Origin of the sequence: Priestia megaterium (genome assembly GCF_009497655.1) — a bacterium.
Lineage (GTDB): Bacteria > Bacillota > Bacilli > Bacillales > Bacillaceae_H > Priestia > Priestia zanthoxyli.
In genome coordinates this window covers 2,006,295-2,027,885 of record NZ_CP023317.1, presented here as the reverse complement: position 1 = coordinate 2,027,885, position 21,591 = coordinate 2,006,295, and the positions used below count along the sequence as shown (strand labels likewise).

Below are 21,591 nucleotides of genomic sequence, written 5' to 3'. Positions count from 1 at the left end.
ATTTAGATAAAACTAATCTAATTTTGATATATATAGATGGAGGGTGCTTATGGAACTGCGTCAATTACGCTATTTTATGGAAGTTGCAAAAAGAGAACACGTATCTGAGGCCGCAGAATATCTGCATGTAGCTCAATCAGCAATCAGCCGTCAAATCGCGAACCTGGAATCTGAGCTAGGTGTTAGTTTATTCAAACGTGAAGGAAGAAATGTCAAGTTAACAGCAATAGGAAAAGTCTTTCTTGAGCATACGGAGACGGCTATGAAAGCTATTGACTATGCGAAAGAACAAATTGATGAATACTTGGATCCCGAAAGAGGAACGATTAAAATCGGATTTCCAACAAGCCTTGCTAGTCATCTTCTTCCTACTATTATATCAGCCTTTAAAGAAGAACACCCAAATGTTGCTTTTCATCTTAGACAAGGTTCGTACAAATTTTTAATTGAATCGGTTAAAAAAAGAGATATCAATATCGCTTTTTTAGGCCCTGTACCTGTAGAAGATCAGAGTATTGAAGGGCATATTCTATTCACTGAAAATCTTTTAGCCCTTGTTCCTTCTCATCACCCGCTCGCTGAACGGGATAACATTCGGCTGCGGGATTTAAGAAATGAAGATTTTGTGCTATTTCCAAAAGGATTCATTTTACATAAAATGGCCTTTGACGCTTGCAAACAAGCAGGATTCATGCCCAATATTTCATCTGAAGGAGAAGATTTAGATGCGATTAAAGGTCTTGTATCCGCAGGAATTGGCGTGACGCTTCTTCCTGAAAGTACAGTGTCTGAAACGACTCCTCGTTTTACGACTAAACTTCCTATTCATACGCCGCAGCTTCAGCGGACAGTCGGAATGATTATTCCTAGAAATCGTGATTTAGCACCTTCTGATAAAATTTTTTATAAGTTTGTCAAAACCTTTTTTGAACGTTTGGAACAGTATAAATAAGAGAGGCCCCCTGCCTCTCCTATTCTTTGCTTTATACACTATTCCTCAGCTGATCAATTGTATAAATAGATCTTCTCTCCCCTAAAGCTAACAGGCATTGACGCTTACCGGACTCTTTCTTATACTGAAGTAACTGACTAAAAAGAAACAAGGTGACTGCTATGGATTTTAAAATTAATTTTTTATCATTTTACGTAATACAAGTAGAAGGAAAAGAAGAACAGGCCTCTAAACAATATAAGCATTTTCAAACGCTTGATACGGAAGAATATGAAGAAAGTTCCATTAAAGATTTTTTAGACGGTGAATTTAAAAAAATTGTAAAGCGCAAAGTAGAGCGACACCCCAAAGCAGAACAAGTGCCTACAAAGCTCGGGTATTTTATAGTTGAACCGGGACACGCTCTCGACTCAAACCCTAATTATAATTTATTTCACCGCACTCGTTTTGCCACAACCAAAGAAGAATTTGAAGAAAACAGCGAACAGTTTATCAATGCATACCTTGATACTGCAGCCGTTCGAGGAGGAGCATTTTTAGTGGTATCTGCTGTTCCAAGAAAATATTTTGATCATGCTTTTGTGTTTATTTTAAAATGTGACTTCGAACCAAAAGTGGCTTCAATTTCAGATGAATCAACCCTTATTCGTCACGTAGAAATGGCGATTACTACTAAAAACATGAAATCCATTCAATACCCATACATGCCTGAAGAAGGCATGGTGGAAGAAAGCGAACTCGTTATCCACCAAGCGTCTCACGCCCGTTATTTTGAAGACTTTTTGAAATTCATTGATTACAACGAGCCCATGCCTGAGATTATGAAAACACAAGTGATGGATATGGTGCGTGAACACGTCAGCGAAACGCTTGAAGCAGAAAGCGTAGAGCTTGAACAGTTTGAATCAGACATGGAACTGTGGGCAACAAGCGAAAAGCGTGAGCTTCAAGAACGTTTGGATACCCATCAAGTCATGGAAGCCGCTGCTCATATCGTCGAGCATACGCCTGATGCCGAGCTAAAAATGAAGCTTGGCGAAACCGAGATTAAAGGACTGTTAGCTGATTTTGGGGAGAATATTCACTTAGCGAAAGTGAACGGACGCTACGTGGCGTTAATTGAAGCGGAATCGATTCTGTTTGAAAAAGGCGCGTCTCCGATTGAGTTTCATAAGCCTGGTGATTTGCACGGGATTATTGAGAAGATTAACAGTAAGAAATGGGAAGAATAAATAAAAGGAAGAGAGCTGTGTATCTGCTCTCTTCCTTTTATTTAACTGAACTAGTAGCTCTATTTATCCACCTTAATTCTCTACTAATTGACTCACCGCAACATTTTGTTCATTTTCCGGCTGACCTAGCGGATAAATTCTTGCCGTATCATTTTCTTCGCTTACATGTTGAATATAAACGGCCGTATCGTTATACGTAACGTTAGCCATAACGGGTGAATCAGCAATTTGTTTTGCTCGCTGCTTGTCCACGTTTCTTCCCCCCTCTATGCTGATATACATATAAGGTTTGCTTAAAGAATGGATGATATTCGCCGTTTATAATCGTTCTAGCGCTTTTTAGCGGTGCGGTAGCCAAGGTAAAAGATGAAAGAAGTATAGATAATAAATGCAGCTCCAGCTAGCAAGATCATTTTGTGATGATGCCAAAGGTCTACGTATGTTTTGATGAAGACCCCTTTTGTAAGTAAAATATATTGATACACAATAAAACCAACCGCCAAAGCAAGAAACAGCACGCGAAACAAACGAATGAAATCAATGTTAGATAAAATGGAAGCAGCTTTTACCCAGGGCGATGTAGGAGGCGGAGCTTTTTTGGTGCTGCGGCTCTTCGGCTTTTGTTTCTTTGCAGGCGGAGCTTTTGATTCTTCTATTTTAGGTGCTGGTTTTTGTTTCCCTTGAGCCATCGGTCACTTTCCCTCTTTCTTAAATAAAGTGTCTAAAAAAGAAGCTTTTCTATTTTGCATATTCAAGAAAGGGTTTGCTATCTCCTTTTTCCTCTTAAAAATACTTTCCTTTTTTAAAATACAGAATGTCTTTAGGTATGTGCCTATAGCATTTTTCTTATCTTCGCATACGTTATATCGTGTTTGATTTGAAGTTACTATTTAAAAGGAGCGGTGCCCTAATGAACCCTTATTATTTCAACCCTGGATATATTCCTCAGCAAGTTGATTACTCAGTTCAACAATACTATCCCCCTTACGTACCACAGCATGAAGAATACGATGAAAGACAGCAGCTTCAAAATCTTGGAGGATTTGAACGAAGAATTCGTGCTCTTGAGAGACAAAATGAGGAGCAAGTCAGAGAAATTACTCGTTTAAATCGAATTGTGGAGCGACATACTGACCGTATAAACAGATTAAATCAGCGCTTACGCAATGTAGAAAGAAGACTTAACATTCCATTTACAGCAAGCCAGGACGGATTTTAAACTTACCTTAAGCATTCCCGTTTCTTTTGAGCGAGAATGCTTTTTACATATCTTCCGTCGTTTTTGATAGCACGAAGGATATTTGATTAAACTTTACATAAAATAAAATTCGACTATAAAAAAGAAAAGGAGAAAATCACATGAAATCCCCTGTTGTTATTTGTCCTAACTGTCATTCTCAAAAAGAGCTCGCTACCGTTTTAACTGCTCAGTCCAATCAAAACGTTATCTATATATGCTCAGCTTGCGGCTATAAGCTGACAAACATTAAAACAAGCAAAGGATAACCAGTATCTCTCCCCTCACTTAGTACCTATACTTAATACGTTCTTCTGTCCACATACAAAAATTAACGTTTACGTAAATGTTATTAATTTTGTATACTGATAGTATTATGGGAAAGGGAGTTGAAGAAGTTGAAGTTTAAAATGAAGGAACGCGGGCAGCTGCATTTGAGTCCGGAAGGAAAACAATTGATTTTAGACTTATACGAATCAAATATGATGGAATCTGTAAATGAAGCTTTGGATGCTGAAACAAGAAGCTTTCACAGCGGAAAAGCCGACGGGATACAGGCTATTCTACTTCTTTTAGGGGTACAGCTAGAAGAAAACTCTTCACAATCATAAATAAATTCCCTATAAAACACATAAAAGCAGACGCACTCTTCTGGTGAATGCGCCTGCTTTTTATGATTCTTCCTGCTCGAATTTTACAATTGCAGCCTTAGCACGATCTCTCAGTGACAGAAGGTCAGACTCTACTTTTAAGATGTTTTTCTTTTTCTGTTCAATCAGCTTGAGCTGCTCTTCTACCGTATGTAACACTTGCTCTAACTTTTCTTTTTGTTGACTTGTTCCTTTCACTTGCCTATAATCCATCTTTTGTATTTCAAGAGTATCACTTAAAGCAAGAAATTCCTGTAATTCTTGAAGTGAAAAACCCATGACTTCTTTGGCATTCGTAATTTTCTTTAAGAATTCTACGTGTTCTTCCGTGTACAGACGAAATCCACCTTCACTTCTTGGAGGTGCTGGCATCAGTCCAATTTGTTCATAATAACGAATCGTACGTTTTGTTAAACCGCTTTGCTTCGCTACATCATCTATTTTTAGTTCACTCATTTTTAAATCCCCTTTAATCAATTAACAATGTCAACTTTTCGTACTTTTTACTATTATACACTAACGCTAGATATCTCAAAACAAATCTGAACAGCTGTGCACTTATTTAAAAATAAATAAGCAATTTCTTCACCCTTTTTTAGAGTAAAAAAATTGCTTATACAGTATATGCTGGGTTCTTTTCTCTAAAACCTTATCATAAATGCCGTTTCTGTTAATTTACGATTTAGCATACAAATTAATAAATTTGTTTTTGAGACTTCTTATTTCTATCGACTAAATGTTTATTAACTTGTATGTAGCCTTCTCTTTCTGTACTAGCCCCGCCTGCGCTGAGTACACCGATAGCCACGCATGCTATCCAACCTAGTTTCATTATAACAGAAAGCGCTTACATAATAAAGTGTTATGCTTTAATTTCTAAAAAGTTATAAATAAAATCAGCAGGTCTTTTTCTAGCCCCTGCTGATTTGTTAAATAGAACGAGCGACGATACACCTTTATGAAATAGTAAATAAGTCGTCTTAATAAGCTACTTTATAAATCAAAAACCGTTCATATGGATTTTTACGATTCAACTCTGGCAGCATTACCTCTTCTTTTAAAATGAAAGAAGGGTGTTTTTCGAGATGATGAAGATAATCCTCTGAGCTATAATACAAAATTAAATCAATCTCGCGCTTATTCTCTTCCCACGAAAGCAAAATATTGTTCACTACTTGGATAAAAATTTGAACTGAAAAAGGATTAAAAAAATAAAAGCAGTTGTCTAGTGGGTGAATCTTATATTCCTGGGCTAAACAACACTGAAAATAAATATGACTTTTTCGGCCCTTGGCTTTTTTTAAATAGCGCCTCTGATTATCTATGGCCTGCTCATAGAAGTGCTCATTCATTTCTATCCCTACAGCGGTGGCATTACATAGGTAGTTCACATAAAAATTCAGCCTTCCTTTCCCACACCCGAAGTCGACAATTCTATCGCTGCTTGTTAGCTCATACTGACTGAAAAGTGCTTCTAATGCACTATAAGGCGTGGGTTCATAACGATGGTAATGAAATGAATCATTAAATCCCTTTTGTTCTCCCGTTGTTTTTATATTTAATAAAGCGTCATAATATTGTTCATTCATGGCCAATCTCCTGTTTATAGTTGTCGAAAAAGAGAAAGAAGGACAGATGTCCTTCTTTCTCTTTTTACTCACTCTACTTTTACGCGCATTTCTGATATTTTAAGACCAATCTCTTCGATTAACTGCACAGCTTCCGCTCGTTTTTGATCATCTAATGTGCTGATTTCTGGTATGTCTATGCTTTTTAAATATCGATAAGAGGCTTTAAGTCGTTCTAGGGTATCTTCTTGGTCAAACTTTTTCATGATTATCTCCTCCAGTTTATGTAGTTACTATATGTATACCACAAACATGTCCGTAATAAATCTAACCTGTTTAATAAATACTAAACGTATCTGATTTATCTAAGAGGAAATGCACTTCTAATAGCTGATATATACTCAAAAAATTCCTGGGTTTTCGAATTTTTACGTTCATTTCTCGTGTTAGTTGAAAAAAAAGCTTCTCTTTGCGCTTTACTTATCTCAATTTGCACACCCATCCGCCTAGCTGTTTTATTGGTTATATTTCTAGGGCTGGTACCGGAAACAGGATCTTGATCTGATAAAATTTCTGTACTAAAGCCTTTAGAAACAAGCGCTTCATGTACTTTGGACCTTAACGCTTTGTCAGCACCGCCGATTTTAGTATGCTTTTCACTTTTGTCGTTGTATCCATGAAAAGATACTGCATAGTCTTCTTTTGATATAATCGTTAACGCATGAGGTTCATCAAAATGAGTGGATGTGATATGAAGATCGGCATTTCCTGATTTCTTTAACCCTTCAAATATATAGTACGAGTATTCGTTGCCCGCTAGGCCAACAGCAAGTTCGGATGTTCCAGTTTCAATACCTCCGCCGTGTATCGCGAGCATAATAATGTTAGAAGGTCTGATTTCAAATTGAATTTTGTAGTCTTGGTTGTATACTTCATAAGAGGCAAGTTCAGAGAAGCTAGCATATTTATCTGGCATCATATATCCTCCTTGTGAATAAGACATAGTAAATAAACTTATTAGTTCTTTCTTTAATGTACCACATCTTTTCTTTCATCACATACTATGTGATTGCAATTACCAATAAATATGGTACGATTAAGTTCGAGTTTCTTGCTCGTTAAAAGTTCACCAGATAGTCAAAATTTTCGTTTTTAAGCATTCCATTTTTATCTTATAATAAAGGATGTACTTATTTTCAGTCGGAAATTCGACATTTTTCTTTGTTTTTTAAAAAAGTTCAAGGAATGTTAACAAATTTTACGAGCAACCTTGATGTAATTACGATATTTTTTTGTTAAAATAGTTTAGTTGATTAATAAAGATTAGGTTTATTCATGTAAGAATAAGCTCAAAAAGGAGAATTGCTGTGAAAAATACCGAAGTTATCACAAAGGAATCACTTCCTATCAATCAGTATTTTTCCCGGGAAGTAATCAGTGCTATTATAAAAACTGGGATTATTAAATCGAACTCACTAGGAATGGTTGCTGGGCTTTGTCTCGCAATTGCTGTTAATGACTTAAGCTTTGTGACACAAATTCCTATCATTATTTTGGCTTTAATTGGGACATCCTTTGTCGTAGGAGGAGCTGGGGCAGTTAATAACTTCTATGACCGTGATATCGATGCAATCATGAAACGTACAAAAGACAGACCGACGGTAACAGGAGCGGTCAACCCTAAATTTGCTCTATGGTTAGGACTGGCTTTATTTGTTATTGGTGTAGGTATTTTATTTTTAGTTTCTAACATGGCCGCCATTATGGGTATTTTAGGATTTTTCTTTTATGTAGTGCCTTATACTATGCTTACAAAACGTACAACCATTTATAATACCGAAGTCGGAAGTATTTCTGGAGCTATGCCTCCAATCATTGGCTGGGCCGCTATTTCACCAGACTTATTTCATCCGGTAGCAATTGGATTGTTTGTATTTATGTTTTTATGGCAGCCTCCTCACTTCTACGCTATTGCGATTAGAAGACTTGAGGAATATAAAGCCGCAGGTGTACCAATGCTTCCTGTAGTAAAAGGTATCCGTCGTTCCAAAGTCCAAACGCTTGTATACCTAGTTATTTTACTAGCGGCATCGTTCTTATTTTTATCGTTTAGTAAAATTATCGCATTTACAATGTTCGGTTTAACACTCGTGTGGATGCTTCTTGGAATTGTTGGATTTAAAAAATTAGAAGATACAAAATGGGCTACTTTAATGTTTGTGTTCTCATTGAACCATCTTACGATTATTTTTGCCCTTATGATTATACTGTCATTTTTTAAATAATAAATGCTCAAAAGCAGGTAGCTATCAGCTACCTGCTTTTATATTAGATACATCTTTTGCTTTAAGCGAAATCATTCCTCCGTATCTCGCCGAAACTGCTCCACCTAACGCGTTGGCAAACATTGTGTACTGCTTACATGACTCCTCACTTTCAGGCAAACCTTTTTCATGAATACACCAGAGAATTCCTGCCATAAATGCATCACCCGCTCCTGTTGTATCTATCGCCTGCACTTTTTTTGCACTCACATGAAGCATTTGATTTGCAGTAACGGCTACTGCGCCCTTTTCTCCTTGAGTGACCCATACGAACGGAATATGATACGCTCTCAGTTTTTCTAGGCTTTCTGCCAGATCTGTTGAATTCATCAAAAATAGGAGCTCATCTTGAGAGATTTTCAAAATATCTGTTTCGTACAAAAACGATGTTACAATATTTCTACATGCTGCTTCACTTTCCCATCTTTTCATTCGAATATTCGGATCAAAAGCTACCAGCATAAGATATTTTTTTGCGAGCCTCACAGCTTCTCTTGTAGTTTCCTGGGAAATCGGATGAAACAAAGTGCCTGATCCAAAATAAAAAATCGCTGCCTTCTCAAATAGAGCTTCCTGCAGCTCATATTTATACACTTGCTCATGAGGGGTAGAATCTATGTAGGAATGAAAGTAACGATCTCCTTCTTTACTTTTATGTACATACACTTCACAAACTTTTTTCGTCACCGAAGTTACACAGCCGCTTTGGTTTACTCCTTCAATTAAAAGCTTCTTTCTTACAAAATCACTTGTTTCATCACTCCCTAACTTGCAGATATAAGATGCTTTTGCTCCTAACTTCTGAACTCCAACTGCTACATTAACGGTTGTGCCTCCTAAAAAAGGGTCAAAGTCAGTGTTAGATTCATTTTTGGCGATAAAATCAATAAATGCCTCACCGTATGAAATAATTCCTTTTTTCACGTTAATCCCCACCTTCTTCCTTCTGTCTCGCAACGCATTTGACGCATACACACGCTTTCCCTCTGCTTTCCAAAGGAATTTGTTTAAACAAATCAGGAGTAAAAACTTTCTGCATGCACCAACACTTTTCTATTTCTCTGCCTTGTACAGAAGCACAGTTATTTTTCTCTTCACAGATAGGACATCTGCTATCATCGCCTGAAAATGCCATAAATTCCTCTCCTTTTTTCTATGCAGTTGTATAAGTTATCTTTATTAGTATACAAGAGGCAGTTAAAATGCGCTTTCTGCTTTTTGATATTTTCGTTTTCAACTTCTTCTATTCTTGATACTATACATATAAAGGAAATAACATATTGAGAAAGGAGCCTTTATGACGATACATTTATTTCACCAAAAACCCCTTGCTACATGGATGCGTGAATATCCTTTATTAACACCTTTAATCAATAAACAGGAAATACTTTGGATAAATCCTTATTTAAAACCTGCTCAAGAAGCACTTTCGTCTCTTTCTTTACATACCAAAGATATAAAAGATGCAAAAGAGCGACTTTCTCGCTTTTCTTCTTTTCTTCAAATCGCTTTTCCGGAGCTAAAAGCATCAAAAGGAATCATTGAATCACCTCTTCAAGAAATTGCATACATGAAAGACTATTTAAATCAACAAATGAATAACGAGCTGCAAGGAAAATTATTGATGAAATGCGATCACGATCTTCCTATATCAGGTTCTATTAAAGCAAGAGGCGGCATTTATGAAGTATTAAAATTTGCTGAAAGTCTTGCTATCAAAGAAGGGCTGCTTACCGAAGAAGACAGCTATGCTCTTCTAGCTGAAGAACGATGTAAAAAGTTATTTTCTTCTTATTCTATTGCAGTAGGATCTACCGGTAATTTAGGTTTAAGCATTGGTATTATAAGCGCCGCTCTCGGCTTTAACGTCACCGTCCATATGTCAGCCGATGCGAAGAAATGGAAAAAAGATTTGCTTCGTTCGAAAGGCGTAACCGTTATTGAATATCAGTCTGACTACGGAAAAGCCGTGGAAGAAGGACGAAAGCAAGCCGAAGCAGACCCCGCCTGTCATTTTATTGACGATGAGCAGTCTAGAGATTTATTTCTTGGTTATTCCGTCGCTGCCTTACGCTTGGAAAAGCAGCTAGCCGAGCTGCAAATTCAAGTAGACGCTGAACATCCTTTATTTGTCTATTTACCTTGCGGAGTAGGGGGAGGTCCTGGCGGTATTACGTTTGGATTAAAAGCAATATACGGTGATCATGTTCACTGCTTTTTTGCTGAACCTACTCACTCTCCTTGCATGCTGCTCGGATTAATGACCGAGCTACATGATGGCATTTCCGTTACCGATATTGGACTTGATAACATAACAGCTGCCGATGGACTAGCTGTAGGAAGGCCATCTAGCTTTGTAGGCGAAACGATAAAATCGCTTATTAGCGGAATTTATACTGTAGAAGATGATCAGCTTTTCCGATTTATTTATGAGCTAGCCAATCGTGAAAATATGTATATAGAACCTTCAGCAGCGGCTGGTTTACAAGGGCCTCTTCACCTGATGGAAAGCGGGTCTTCCTATATACAAGCGCAAGCACTAGAAAACGATATGTCAAAAGCTACTCACCTTGTATGGTCAACTGGAGGCAGTATGGTGCCCGCTGACGTGATGAATAGCTATTACGAGCAAGGAAAAAATTTAATGAATAGATAACGTCAAAAGGCATGAAGAACAATGATGTTCTTCATGCCTTTTTAGAAGAAGTAGCTTGCAGAAAGATAGGATGCCAAATTTCAAATGGAAAATATCCCGATTTATAGCTGCCGCTTGTACCCATAGTTGAAATTTTTATTTTCCTGTATCCTTTTTTCCATAAAAAGGTGCCTGCAAACACCTCAATTTGCTCCACTTTCTTCCTTCTAATAATCGTTGTTTTTCGTGTTAAAAACTGTGAGCGAATAGCGACAAATACCTCGTTCATCATTAAGCCGCCTTGGCGATAGCCCAACCAGTGAATAAGTACATATGCAAGGCATAGCACAGCAATAACCCACACGAACATTGATTTCCAAAAGCTGATGCCAATCCCTGCCGCTACAAATAACAAGAGCGGTAATAGTAATGGGTACCATGCATATTGAATAGCTGTATTTCTTGGACACTTTATATATTCGTAGTGCGGGACATATACGTTCATTAACGATGAAATCTCTTTTTGCTGAATAAACGGGTGTAAATAGACCTTTTCTTTTAAATCAGAGGTTACGACATTTAACGAAACGGAAGACCATCCAAATAAGCGTCGAACCAACCCTTCCTCTATCGTAACAGCCTGTATTTTATGAAAAGGAATCGTAAGGGATTTCTTATTTAATAGTCCGTATTTAATATGTAGATAATGATCGTAGCGTTCCACTGTAAAACCGCCAAATCGTATCACATATAAAACGATAGACAACAAATAAGCAAGCACCACAATTGCAGCGACTAATACAAATAAACCAAGCATCGATTGATGAATCACTTCTTCGTAAGCTGTCTTCACCCAGCGGTTGATATACGTATCAATATACTGATAGAGAAAACCAAGAGCAGCAAATATATAGCCAAAATTCCCGGAAAACGCAGCAGCTAACGCCAGCTGTTTCACCGACACTTTCATCATACGTTCAGGACTTTTTTCTGTTATTTCCGGCTGACTCCCTGACAGCTTTAACGTATCTTTAAGATGGTGCGCTTCTTTTAGTGAAATACCAGATAAATCAATTTCAGCATCCGTACCGCTGCTGGCCGTGTCAATACGAAGCCGGGCTAAGCGAAGAATTCTAAAGACAAACGGCTGATCTAACTGAATCGATTGAATGCGATTTCGTTGAATAAATCGTTTTTCTTTTTTAAAAATCCCTTTATACAGACGCACTTCCGTTTCCGTTACTTCATAACGAAATTCCCTCCAGGTAAAAAAAGCAAATAAAGCGACTACGCCTCCCGCTAATAGCGTTGCCCACCAATATGTAAACAACAGGTGCCGATTGACGATAAATACAAACACAAAAGGCAGGATATTATTTTTTATATGTTCAATAAATGCTATTGCAATATATAGCGGATGCAGCCGCTTACTCATCTTCATCATCTACCTCTGCTAGTCTAGCAATATACTCTCGCAGTGCTTCAGCATCTCTTTGTACGAGTGCAGGAATTTCGACGCTTCCAGCTGCTGTGATGATTTTAACAGATGCCAAGTCAAATTTTCGAAAAATCGGCCCTGTCAACGTTTCAACGTGCTGTACTTTCACAAGGGGAATTTTCGTATGATACCAGATGAAGAGCCCTCTTTGCACATCAATTTGAGTATCTGTTACTTCATATGAATATACATTCATATATACATTTGGAGCTATAATTGTATATATGATAAAGCTCACGACTAATAGTCCAGCTGATATCCATCCAATAATTGACCACCAATCAAAAAAATGAACGAGTAGAAAATAACCCGCTGTTGCCAGAAGCCACAGGCTATGCGTAAAAATGGATTGCCAGCGCATCGCTTTTTTAGCCTCGAGGGGCAATTTGCCCTTTAAATGTTCAAACTCCATAAAAACTCCTTTCTCTACCTTTTTTACTATTTCTATTACTATATTACGTTAAAAAAGGAAAAAAGTTTCATCGTTTACTATTTTCTTATTATTTTTTGATAAAAAACAAACAAGGCTGCCTATTTCGAGGCAGCCTTGTTTGTTATCGATAAACGCCGTCTTTCTCTCCGTGTGCAACAGCCGCTCTTTCAACTGCTTCAGATACTGCTTCGTGTACAGCTAGATTAAGAGGGTGAGGAACTAAATCGCCTGGACGCGTTGAATTTGCAATGGCTTCAGCTGCAGCTACAAGCATCGTATGCGTAATATCACGCACTCCCGCATTTAATACTCCTCTGAAAATACCTGGGAATCCAAGCACATTATTCACTGACCTTCCGTCAGTAGCATAAATAGCTCCTGCTTCAAGAGCATCTTCAGGTTCAATTTCTGGTTTTGGATTAGAAAGTGCTAAAATGATTTGCCCTTTTCGAATCCATTCTTTCTGTATTAAGCCAGGTACACCTGTTGTCGCAATAACAATATCACAGTTCTCCATAAGCTCTTCTAATGAATCCGCTACTTTTCCACCGTAGCTGACCAAGCGCTCATTCGCTTCAGGAGACTTATCAGCTCCTATCACCTGTTTGACACCGTAAGCCATGAACATTCTGCAAGTAGCGATACCAGCAGCTCCTAAACCAATCTGCCCTACTTTTGCTTCTTTCAAATTCACACCTGTGCTGCGACAAGCTGAGATAGCTGCTGCTAGCGTCACAACTGCTGTTCCGTGTTGATCATCATGCATAACTGGAATATCTAGCTCTTCTTTTAAACGTTCTTCAATTTCAAAGCAGTGAGGCGACCCTATATCTTCTAGTAAAATACCGCCAAATCCTGGTGAAATATTTTTAACCGTTTGAATGATTTCTTCCGGCTCATTTACATTCAACAAAATAGGGATAGCGTTTACACTGGCAAGCTGATCAAATAACGCAGCTTTTCCTTCCATAACAGGCATTCCTGCAACTGGACCAATATTCCCTAGTCCTAGTATAGCGGTACCATCCGTTACAATCGCAACCGTGTTTCCAATGCTCGTATAAATTTTAGCTTTGTCGGGCTGTTCTTGAATAGCACGGCAAACGTTTGCTACACCTGGTGTATATACTCTTCTTAAGTCAGCGATCGACTCAATTTTCATTTTGCTTTTCATTTGAATTTTACCGCCTTCATGCGCATGAAGAACTTCATCTGATACTGTATGTAAAGTAATGCCTTCTAAACTGCGAACCGCTTCAAGCAATTCCTCAAGCTGGTCTTCACTTTCTACTTGAACCGTAATACTTCTCATCGTGTAGTTATGTCCTACTTTAACGGTTTCAACCTCGCCAATGTCTCCTCCAACATTTCCAATGGCTGTTGCTACTCTTCCTAAGTTTCCTGGTACAGTCGGTGTTTGTACCATTAATGTGCGTATTAAATTATTCATCATATCCCCATATCCCCCTTGTCCTAATCCTGCAAGTACGTATACTTACTAATGAAGCGTTTAAAACGGTCCAATCTCCCATAAGTTCATATTATCTACTTATCTTACAAGTAGATCTATGCGTACTCTCTTTTTCATCAAAAGAAAAGAAATAGATAACGCTTTCAAACAGATGTTTCGCTTTGATTATAAGCAAAGTTTTTAGAATAATCAAGCGATGACATTGTGAAAATTCATAAATTATTAAGAAGGATTTTGTTGTTCATAAACAGAAAAGACTTATATAGAGAAGAAACAAAGGAGTGAAGAAATTGAAATCAATTTGTGTGTTTGCAGGATCAAGCGCAGGAATAAAAACAGAATATAAAGAGGCCGCCGTCTCGCTAGGACGCTACATGGCCCAAGAAAACTACCGGCTGATTTACGGAGGCTCACGAATGGGCCTGATGGGAGAAGTCGCAAATGAAATGCTTGAACATGGGGGCGAAGTCATTGGTATTATGCCCCGCGGTTTGTTTAGCGGTGAAATTGTTCATACCGCGCTGACAGAACTCATCGAAGTAGAGAGCATGCACGAGCGAAAAGCAACTATGCACGAGTTAGCAGATGCTTATATTGCCCTTCCTGGAGGTTTCGGGACATTTGAAGAGCTGTTTGAAGCTCTTTGCTGGGCTCAAATTGGCATACATAAAAAACCAGTGGGGTTATTAAATGTAAACGGCTACTACAACCCCCTTATGCAAATGGTTCAGCATGCAGTAGATGAAGGATTTTCTACGGATTCTGCTATTCGTCTCATCAATATTTCTGATACTCCCGAACAGCTTATCTCTTCAATGGACACCTATACGTCTCCTTCAGAGGACCAAAAATGGAAGACTGAACGCTAAAAAGCAAGCGCATCATTTGCGCTCGCTTTTCAGGCGTTGTCAAAAGTAATTTCATATTTTTTTACCCCAAAAACAAAAGGGCTATCTATTGGCTTTAAAGACTGATTCTGAACTTTGGAAAATTCCCCTTTTTCTAGTAATTTAGCAAAGGCAATTTTCCCTTCCATTCTTGCTAACGGTGCTCCTAAGCAAAAATGGATGCCAAAACCAAAGCTTACGTGAGGATTCGTTTTACGACGCACGACAAAAGTGTTAGACCGTTCAAACTTAGCTGAATCTCTATTTGCACTTGCTGCCCAGCTAATTACCTGCTGCCCTTTTTTAATTTTACACTCTCCAAGTTCTACATCTTCAGCGGCTATGCGTCCAATCGCTTGAATAGGAGGATAATAGCGGAGCGTTTCTTCCACGAGATTCGGAACTAGGGATATGTCTTGACGAACTTCATTCTGTATGTCTACGTCTTCTGTCATATACCGGACTCCGTTCGTAATTAAGTTTGTTGTTGTTTCATTGCCTGCTACTAGCAATAGAATACAAAACCCTAGTACTTCCTCTTCTGTTAAATGTTCGCCGTCAATTTCTGCTTCTAAAAGCAGCGAAATCAGATCTTCTTGTTTCTTTCTCTGACGCTCAGCGATAATTTCTTTAAAATACCCTTGTAAAAAAAGCACCCCTTCATTACGCTTTTGCATCATTTTCGCAAAAGCTTCGTCTGAATTATTTTCAGCACCGCTCACTAAGTCATCGGAGTACTTTTTAAACAGTGCTCGATCTTGTATAGGTACTCCTAGCAGCTCAGCTATTACAATAATCGGCAGTGGTCCAGCAAAATCTTCTACTATATCAAACTTTTTTTTGCTGCTTACTTCATCTAATAAATAATCTGCAATCTCTTCAATATGACCCTCCAAGTGCTGAATAGCTCTTGGTGTAAAAGCTTTATTCACTAAGTTTCGTAATTTTGTGTGTTTTGGAGGATCCATCATTAAGATACTTTCTTGGCGTTCTTCCATTGCTCGTTTGGATGAAAAAAGCGACGGGTTTTTTAAAATATACTTTACTGTTTCATAATCAAATACATCCCAGCAGTTTCGGCTTTCATCGTAACGAATAGGTGCTTCTTGACGCAGACTGTTATAAATATCAAATGGGTAAAGCTGCTGTTCAACGGATTTAATTTCTTGCATAGGAATTAAGTTAGCATAACGATTTTCTCTTTTCACTGCTTTTGGATTCATCTCGTCTTCCTTCTTTCGTTTAAAAGTGACCTCATTAAGTTTTTTGACCTTCTACAGATGAAAGAATTTTTTTCCATCTTTATATCTTTTGATCAGACTATCACAAGGTTTTTTCACTTTCAACGGACATAATCAGAAAATTTTGTCAATTATACAGAAGACTTATTTTATTTAAGGTCTAAATCAGTGATTCTTTTCCATTTTTTTAGTTCTTTTATCTTGTTTCATAATAATCACATAGATGGTTACACTACAAATAAGTACGCAAGAAAGTAGGGATCTCATGTGATAGATGCCCTTATGTGGGGTGGTGTCTCAGGCTCAGCTGTATTAATTGGAGCTATTATAGCTATTTTTGTACCTTTAAAAAAACAGTTGACTGCTTATATTATGGCTTTTGGCACGGGCGTTTTGTTAGGAGCTGCTGCTTACGAGCTCATTCAAGATTCGGTAAAAGAAGCGGGAATTATTGCTTCTTCTTTAGGCTTCTTAACAGGCGCAGCACTTTTTACTCTTCTTGATATGTCTTTAGCTAAAAAAGGTGCTCACAAAAGAAAACGTTCAAACCACCTTGTCCCAGCTAGCTCAGGACTAGCCATTTTTATTGGTACCATTATGGATGCTATACCTGAATCACTAATGATTGGCGCAAGTTTGATTGAACAGCACCACGTTAGCTGGCTGCTTGTTGTTTCTATTTTTATCAGCAATATACCGGAAGGAATCTCCGGGACAAGCGGACTACTAAAAAGCCAATATAAGCGAAAGAAAATTTTTTCATTATGGCTTTCGGTCTTCTTTATATCAGCTCTTTGCTCTTGGATTGGATATCTATTTCTTCAAGACGCTACCCCAAACATGATGGGCTTTATTGCCTCATTTGCCGGTGGTGGAATTGTGGCCATGGTTGCTTCTACGATGTTGCCGGAAGCTTTTGAAGAAGGTGGTCCTGTTATTGGTTTTATTGCTTCATTAGGGTTATTAACTTCTATTATTTTGGATTATCTGTCTTTTTAATGAATAAATTTATATTTTGTATGAAACAAAAAGTGTAGGTCTTTCGTCTTTACAAGTAGATATAAACAAAAGGAGTTACCATTATGAAAAAAATAGATGCTTCTCTTACACTTTGTATAGTGCTCACTTGCCTATCAGGGTGTGCCTATGCACCTCATAATAATCTGTCTGCTGAAAGAGTCTCTGCTTCTTCTATTCATCATACTTCTTCTTTAAAACGTGATACTTCAATAGAAGAAATAACAAATAAACTTCCAGGACACGTTTATTTAAAAGGTATAACTTTTCAAAATGCGCAAAAACCTTACTACTTAGCAATTAACTACGCTGCAACAGATAATCAGCATGCGTTTGAAAAAAGCTGGACGTCTGTTAAAACTAAACGTACACTTTTACATAACGCAACCATTTTACTTTCTGCCGTACAAAATGTTGACAGCGTTCACTTTACTATTAACACGACTGTTCCTCAGACAATCACGATTACTCGAAAAGAGTTAACCGACTTCTACGGAACAGATCTGCGCAATTATAAGGACGGGACTCAAGCATGGAAAGCAAAATACGAAGGGCAGCAAGAAAAAATCGAGGAATTTTATGATGCACATCCAATTACGGAAATGCAGTAAAAGCGGCCCATTGCCGCTTTTTAAAGTTGTTTTTTCATAAACACCTGCTCAAGTTTGATTCCTTCATCTGTATATAAATCTTGAAAACCAAATGATTTTAACATTTTCACGAGTAAGCTATTTCCTTTTTCAGGTACATTATGTGTATTGTAAGCAATTGGTCCATACATATTAAAAATGGTTGCTAATAAAAAGGCCAGAACGTCCTCTGAATTTGAGATATGTTCCTTAACGCTTCCTTGATAAAAAGTAACGGAATTCACGATGCCTATGGAAGAAAAATTCTTTTGAAATAATAGATAGCCAACTTCTTCGTTTCTTTCATTCAACGCAATAAACGATTCTCCATCACAAATACAGTCAAATTGATTTTTCCACGGAACGTCGTATGTATAAAAGGGTAGGTTCTGAATATCTTTTGCAAGCCTTCGCTTTAACGAATACGCAAGCTGATTCTTCTTTTTAAGTAAAGAAGCGGGAAAACTACCTCTATGCTTTAGAAAGAAAAGCGTATCTACAATTTCATATCCATATTTCTCATAAAGGTGAATGGCTTTTTTATTGACTGTAAATGCTTCCAGACTGGCTTCCACTACTCCTTGCTGCTGATATTTCTCAAGTGTAGCTTTTAGTAAGGCTTCACCAATTCCCATTTTTCGGTAAAGGAATGCTACACTTGTACCTCCATTCCAAGCATGTTTCTTTCCTTTGACTCTTTTTATTCCATTTAACATAATTCCAGCTGGTGTGTCATTATAAAAAGCTACAAAAGAATGCTCGACAGATAAACGATCCACACCAAACCTACAAATGAATTGATCTAGTGACATCTCAACCGGAATGTAATAATCTTCAAAACCCTTATTAAATGCTTCTAGCGCATCAGAAAAAGAACACTGACTTAAAGGCTTAATTATAATCACAGGACATTCCTTCCTTTTTTAAAAAGATAATAAGCTAAAAAACCATTATAAGGAAAAATCATCAATAACATTCTGAATTTTTGTGGTTTTAAAAAGGAAAGGAAGAAACAAACCCTTTATACACCCTGTCTCTTCCTTTCTTTTAACACTCTATTCTATTGTTTTTTAATCTCTACATCCGAAGCTTTCACAAACGCATAGCGGTGATTAAAATAAATTTGATAATATTCATCTTTTCCCACAATCATTTTGTGATCGTTTGGATTTGTTGTAAAAGTGGGTGCATAGTAATAGTCACTCCTTACTTTTTCTACCCCTACGTACACCTGATCCGGAGAGATTGTATACTGAAGTGGGACCATGTCTTTAACCGGGATATCAGAAGGATAGGCTGAAGCTTCCGGGAAAGCTCCTCCGTACACTTGAATGCCTTCTTTTCCTGCTTTTGGCGTTAATAATATGCCCGTACCTTTACTCGTATTTTTATTATGCGGATTGTAAAACCAGGCTTTTTGTCCTCCGTACCAAATCGCTGTCCATTCTCCTTTTGTCTCAGCCACTGCGTACGTTTGGCCCGTTACAGCTTTGCTTCCCCAGTCTAACGTTTGTTTCGTTCCTGGCCCTGAAGCTGCAGGCTCATTCAGTAGCGGTGAATCATTGCTCGGAGCTTGATGCAAATACACAAAGTTGGCCGGCTGCTTTGGTGCATCTGATACCTCTGGCTGATTGTTTTCAAAGACGGGATTAATTGTAACGGCTAGTTTGCTTGTATGCTGGCGCTCGACTGGGCTTCCTACTAAATCCATATAGTGCCCCCAATCCCAAAACGGCCCGGGATCCGAATGCATACCTGATTGAGCCTTAGGAGACAAACCCGGTACCTCGTCATGACCGATAATATGAGCTCGGTCTAATGGAATATGATATTCTTTGGCAAGGTGGCGTACGAGTCTTGCTGAAGAACGGTACATTTCTTCTGTAAACCACGTGGATCCTTCAAGGGCGAACCCTTCATGTTCGATTCCAATACTGTGCGTATTAAAATACCAGTTTCCTGCATGCCATGCTACATCTTTGTTATGGATCATCTGTGCAATGTGGCCATCACTTGAACGTATGACATAGTTTGCAGCTGCTCTATTAGGGTTAGCAAACAAATCAATGGTTCCGTCATAACTTACTTCTGTATCGTGAATAACAATATAGCGAACATCTGATTTTTGACGATTTGCAATATCATAGTTTCCGTAATCTGAAGGACTTTCGCTGAATTTCCCGTAAAAAGCAGGAATATATTCACATTTTAAAGATGCCGGACAATCCGCTTTATTCGTATTGGAATTTTCAGCACGAGGAATCGACATACCTATATGTTGAGGAGAAATTTTAAGATGCTGTCCATCTGATGTTGTACGCTCTGCCCCTTTTTCCAGCGTTTCATATACATCATCGGCAAATACTTGAGCGTTTTCTTTATCTTGAGAAGAACTGTAAGCGGCGACTGCGTCGTACCATTTCTGATCAGTAGACGGTACGTTTCCATTTTTGTCCTTTGCAATAAAAGCTAGTACAGCAGCGCCACCACGAATATTTTGCACAGGGTCATTTTTTAATCTTTCTTTATCTGATTTAAGCAGCTTAGCAGCTAAGGAGAGCGTTTGCTGTTTGTCATATGCTGGCTTTGAAGGCGCAGCTCCATTTCCTTTTCCATCTTCTAAAGAAGGGATGTCTGTTAAATGCATCAGGCCGTATCCCCCGGCTGCGCTGGGTTTTCCATTATGACTTTCCCAGCGCGACTTGTTGTAGGAAATTGCTTTTAAAAGCGAAGCTGGCACACCAAATTCTTTAGATGCTTGTGCAAATGCTAGCTCCAAAGAGTCCGACTGATTCTCTGCAGCCTGAGCGACTAGAGGCGCTTGTAGCATATGAATAGGCGTATAACCTGTACATATCACCCCAGCCGCAAGCATGGCTGCCCCTATCTTGTTTAGTTTAAATCGTTTTTTTAGTTTCAAACGTATTCCTCCCCCGTAAAGTATGTAAATGAGGTAAATAAAGACATAATATGACTTTACCTCGTTCTCAACCATTTCGTCTTCTTTCTTTCTATTCCCTTGAGACAATAGTCTAGAAGATTCGACAGAGTTACTAGGAGGAAAGATGTGGTAGGAGGAAAAAATGATAAAAACCATCCCTCTTCTTTAAAGCTGCGCTTTCAAAAATGGTGAGTACAAAGGCGGTATATTCATCCCTTTGGCTGCCTTTTTAATAAAGCAGCAATATTGTAGATAATGACATTACTTCTATAATTCAACTATTACTAAACCAAATTTCTTAATTTACCAGTTTTTTAACAGACTGTACGTTCGACATTTTAGTAACTTTTCACCATAGTTAACCATGGAAAAGGTTGCTATTATTAAAGACAAGAGAATGTTTACATATGATTGAACGCAGCAAGAACTGCTCTTGAAAGGAGATACCTTATGAGAGGACACAGCATTCCAGCAATTAAGTTGAATGAAGAAGAAAAAGAAAAATTAGAGGAACTTATTGAACACTATAATTTAAAACGAACGTCTCTCATTCGAAAATTTATTATGGATGGAAAAGTTAAGCCGCCTTTAATCGGCAAAGAAGCAGGTGTGGAACTATTAGTTAACCTGCGAAAAATTGAGTCTGAGCTAAGCCGGCTAAGCAATAATATGCATCAAATCGCAAAGTATTTACATAAACCAAAAGATAAGCAAAATCATTCACAGAACCTTGAACAAATCCTGTTAGAAATGATGAAAAAACAAAAACATGTGCAAGAAGATGTAGAAACTATTTCAGAGCAGCTTAGCGATCATTTATACGTTAAATAGAGAAAAAACGCTCTTTTCATTTTAGAAAAGAGCGTTTTTTATAAA

General features: G+C 38.0%; 25 protein-coding genes. 11 read left to right on the top strand and 14 right to left on the bottom strand.

The features are described 5' to 3' along the window. Nucleotides 1-49 precede the first annotated feature (49 nt). Both CEQ83_RS10175 and CEQ83_RS10170 read left to right on the top strand, forming a co-directional pair. The gene (locus tag CEQ83_RS10175; protein WP_013056801.1) at nt 50-952 is read left to right on the top strand and encodes a glutamate biosynthesis transcriptional regulator GltC; all 903 of its coding nucleotides are present in this window, start codon (nt 50-52) and stop codon (nt 950-952) included. 161 nt (nt 953-1,113) lie between these two features. Then, entirely contained in the window at nt 1,114-2,184 is a 1,071-nt protein-coding gene (locus CEQ83_RS10170; protein ID WP_028413563.1) for a DUF3900 domain-containing protein, read from the top strand. 72 nt (nt 2,185-2,256) lie between these two features. Here CEQ83_RS10170 and CEQ83_RS10165 read toward each other — a convergent pair whose 3' ends face one another. Then, nucleotides 2,257-2,436: a small acid-soluble spore protein H gene (locus CEQ83_RS10165; protein WP_028413564.1), complete on the bottom strand. Its 180-nt coding sequence runs from the start codon at nt 2,434-2,436 to the stop codon at nt 2,257-2,259. 77 nt (nt 2,437-2,513) lie between these two features. Beyond that, on the bottom strand, nt 2,514-2,873 hold the full coding sequence (locus CEQ83_RS10160; protein WP_028413565.1) for a hypothetical protein: 360 nt from the start codon (nt 2,871-2,873) through the stop codon (nt 2,514-2,516). 221 nt (nt 2,874-3,094) lie between these two features. Between CEQ83_RS10160 and CEQ83_RS10155 the strand changes: the two genes are divergently transcribed. The 3 genes from CEQ83_RS10155 (at nt 3,095) to CEQ83_RS10145 (ending at nt 4,032) form a co-directional block, all read left to right on the top strand. Beyond that, the gene (locus tag CEQ83_RS10155) at nt 3,095-3,403 is read left to right on the top strand and encodes a hypothetical protein (protein ID WP_028413566.1); all 309 of its coding nucleotides are present in this window, start codon (nt 3,095-3,097) and stop codon (nt 3,401-3,403) included. A gap of 140 nt (nt 3,404-3,543) precedes the next feature. Beyond that, a complete protein-coding gene (locus CEQ83_RS10150) occupies nt 3,544-3,690 on the top strand; it encodes a hypothetical protein (RefSeq protein WP_098626789.1) in 147 nt (48 codons plus the stop codon). 129 nt (nt 3,691-3,819) lie between these two features. Next, nucleotides 3,820-4,032: a hypothetical protein gene (locus CEQ83_RS10145; RefSeq protein WP_028413567.1), complete on the top strand. Its 213-nt coding sequence runs from the start codon at nt 3,820-3,822 to the stop codon at nt 4,030-4,032. Between the two features lie 60 nt (nt 4,033-4,092). Here the strand turns inward: CEQ83_RS10145 and CEQ83_RS10140 are convergent, their stop codons facing one another. The 4 genes from CEQ83_RS10140 to CEQ83_RS10130 all read right to left on the bottom strand — a co-directional run bounded on the left by CEQ83_RS10140 (nt 4,093) and on the right by CEQ83_RS10130 (nt 6,615). Continuing rightward, entirely contained in the window at nt 4,093-4,527 is a 435-nt protein-coding gene (locus tag CEQ83_RS10140; RefSeq protein ID WP_033578828.1) for a MerR family transcriptional regulator, read from the bottom strand. Between the two features lie 524 nt (nt 4,528-5,051). Next, on the bottom strand, nt 5,052-5,660 hold the full coding sequence (locus CEQ83_RS10135; RefSeq protein WP_028413569.1) for a methyltransferase: 609 nt from the start codon (nt 5,658-5,660) through the stop codon (nt 5,052-5,054). 68 nt (nt 5,661-5,728) lie between these two features. Next, on the bottom strand, nt 5,729-5,905 hold the full coding sequence (locus tag CEQ83_RS27040) for a hypothetical protein (RefSeq protein ID WP_165573411.1): 177 nt from the start codon (nt 5,903-5,905) through the stop codon (nt 5,729-5,731). 95 nt (nt 5,906-6,000) lie between these two features. Further along, nucleotides 6,001-6,615, bottom strand: coding sequence for a poly-gamma-glutamate hydrolase family protein (locus CEQ83_RS10130; RefSeq protein ID WP_228123050.1), 615 nt, complete (start codon nt 6,613-6,615; stop codon nt 6,001-6,003). A gap of 391 nt (nt 6,616-7,006) precedes the next feature. Here CEQ83_RS10130 and cyoE point away from each other — a divergent pair, with 391 nt between their 5' ends. Further along, a complete protein-coding gene (gene cyoE, locus CEQ83_RS10125; RefSeq protein WP_013056789.1) occupies nt 7,007-7,924 on the top strand; it encodes a heme o synthase in 918 nt (305 codons plus the stop codon). A 24-nt stretch (nt 7,925-7,948) separates the two neighbouring features. Here the strand turns inward: cyoE and CEQ83_RS10120 are convergent, their stop codons facing one another. Then, nucleotides 7,949-8,887 (bottom strand): carbohydrate kinase family protein, encoded by a 939-nt coding sequence (locus CEQ83_RS10120; RefSeq protein ID WP_028413571.1) that lies wholly within the window; start codon nt 8,885-8,887, stop codon nt 7,949-7,951. A gap of 1 nt (nt 8,888) precedes the next feature. Beyond that, nucleotides 8,889-9,098 carry a cysteine-rich CWC family protein gene (locus CEQ83_RS10115; protein WP_028413572.1) on the bottom strand — a complete coding sequence of 70 codons (210 nt, stop codon included), beginning with the start codon at nt 9,096-9,098 and terminating at the stop codon, nt 8,889-8,891. 162 nt (nt 9,099-9,260) lie between these two features. Here CEQ83_RS10115 and CEQ83_RS10110 point away from each other — a divergent pair, with 162 nt between their 5' ends. Then, complete coding sequence (locus tag CEQ83_RS10110; RefSeq protein ID WP_051418572.1) at nt 9,261-10,619, top strand: D-serine ammonia-lyase; 1,359 nt, start codon at nt 9,261-9,263, stop codon at nt 10,617-10,619. Between the two features lie 31 nt (nt 10,620-10,650). Here CEQ83_RS10110 and CEQ83_RS10105 read toward each other — a convergent pair whose 3' ends face one another. The 3 genes from CEQ83_RS10105 to CEQ83_RS10095 form a co-directional block, all read right to left on the bottom strand. Further along, entirely contained in the window at nt 10,651-12,033 is a 1,383-nt protein-coding gene (locus CEQ83_RS10105) for a PH domain-containing protein (protein WP_223546552.1), read from the bottom strand. After that, the gene (locus CEQ83_RS10100; RefSeq protein WP_013056785.1) at nt 12,026-12,508 is read right to left on the bottom strand and encodes a PH domain-containing protein; all 483 of its coding nucleotides are present in this window, start codon (nt 12,506-12,508) and stop codon (nt 12,026-12,028) included. The genes CEQ83_RS10105 and CEQ83_RS10100 overlap by 8 nt, the downstream gene beginning before the upstream one ends. Nucleotides 12,509-12,650: 142 nt before the next feature. Further along, nucleotides 12,651-13,982 (bottom strand): NAD-dependent malic enzyme, encoded by a 1,332-nt coding sequence (locus CEQ83_RS10095; RefSeq protein ID WP_034265658.1) that lies wholly within the window; start codon nt 13,980-13,982, stop codon nt 12,651-12,653. 308 nt (nt 13,983-14,290) lie between these two features. Here CEQ83_RS10095 and CEQ83_RS10090 point away from each other — a divergent pair, with 308 nt between their 5' ends. Then, nucleotides 14,291-14,869 carry an LOG family protein gene (locus CEQ83_RS10090; RefSeq protein ID WP_028413576.1) on the top strand — a complete coding sequence of 193 codons (579 nt, stop codon included), beginning with the start codon at nt 14,291-14,293 and terminating at the stop codon, nt 14,867-14,869. Nucleotides 14,870-14,898: 29 nt separating this feature from the next. On the opposite strand, the gene CEQ83_RS10085 is transcribed toward CEQ83_RS10090, so the two are convergent. Continuing rightward, nucleotides 14,899-16,110 (bottom strand): cytochrome P450, encoded by a 1,212-nt coding sequence (locus tag CEQ83_RS10085; protein WP_028413577.1) that lies wholly within the window; start codon nt 16,108-16,110, stop codon nt 14,899-14,901. 285 nt (nt 16,111-16,395) lie between these two features. Here CEQ83_RS10085 and CEQ83_RS10080 point away from each other — a divergent pair, with 285 nt between their 5' ends. Next, entirely contained in the window at nt 16,396-17,127 is a 732-nt protein-coding gene (locus CEQ83_RS10080; protein ID WP_028413578.1) for a ZIP family metal transporter, read from the top strand. An 83-nt stretch (nt 17,128-17,210) separates the two neighbouring features. After that, a complete protein-coding gene (locus tag CEQ83_RS10075; RefSeq protein ID WP_028413579.1) occupies nt 17,211-17,756 on the top strand; it encodes a DUF4825 domain-containing protein in 546 nt (181 codons plus the stop codon). A gap of 20 nt (nt 17,757-17,776) precedes the next feature. Here the strand turns inward: CEQ83_RS10075 and CEQ83_RS10070 are convergent, their stop codons facing one another. Further along, nucleotides 17,777-18,679, bottom strand: coding sequence for a GNAT family N-acetyltransferase (locus CEQ83_RS10070; protein ID WP_028413580.1), 903 nt, complete (start codon nt 18,677-18,679; stop codon nt 17,777-17,779). 155 nt (nt 18,680-18,834) lie between these two features. Then, a complete protein-coding gene (locus CEQ83_RS10065; protein ID WP_098112541.1) occupies nt 18,835-20,694 on the bottom strand; it encodes an N-acetylmuramoyl-L-alanine amidase in 1,860 nt (619 codons plus the stop codon). A gap of 471 nt (nt 20,695-21,165) precedes the next feature. Between CEQ83_RS10065 and CEQ83_RS10060 the strand changes: the two genes are divergently transcribed. Further along, entirely contained in the window at nt 21,166-21,546 is a 381-nt protein-coding gene (locus CEQ83_RS10060; RefSeq protein ID WP_028413582.1) for a plasmid mobilization protein, read from the top strand. Nucleotides 21,547-21,591 lie beyond the last annotated feature (45 nt).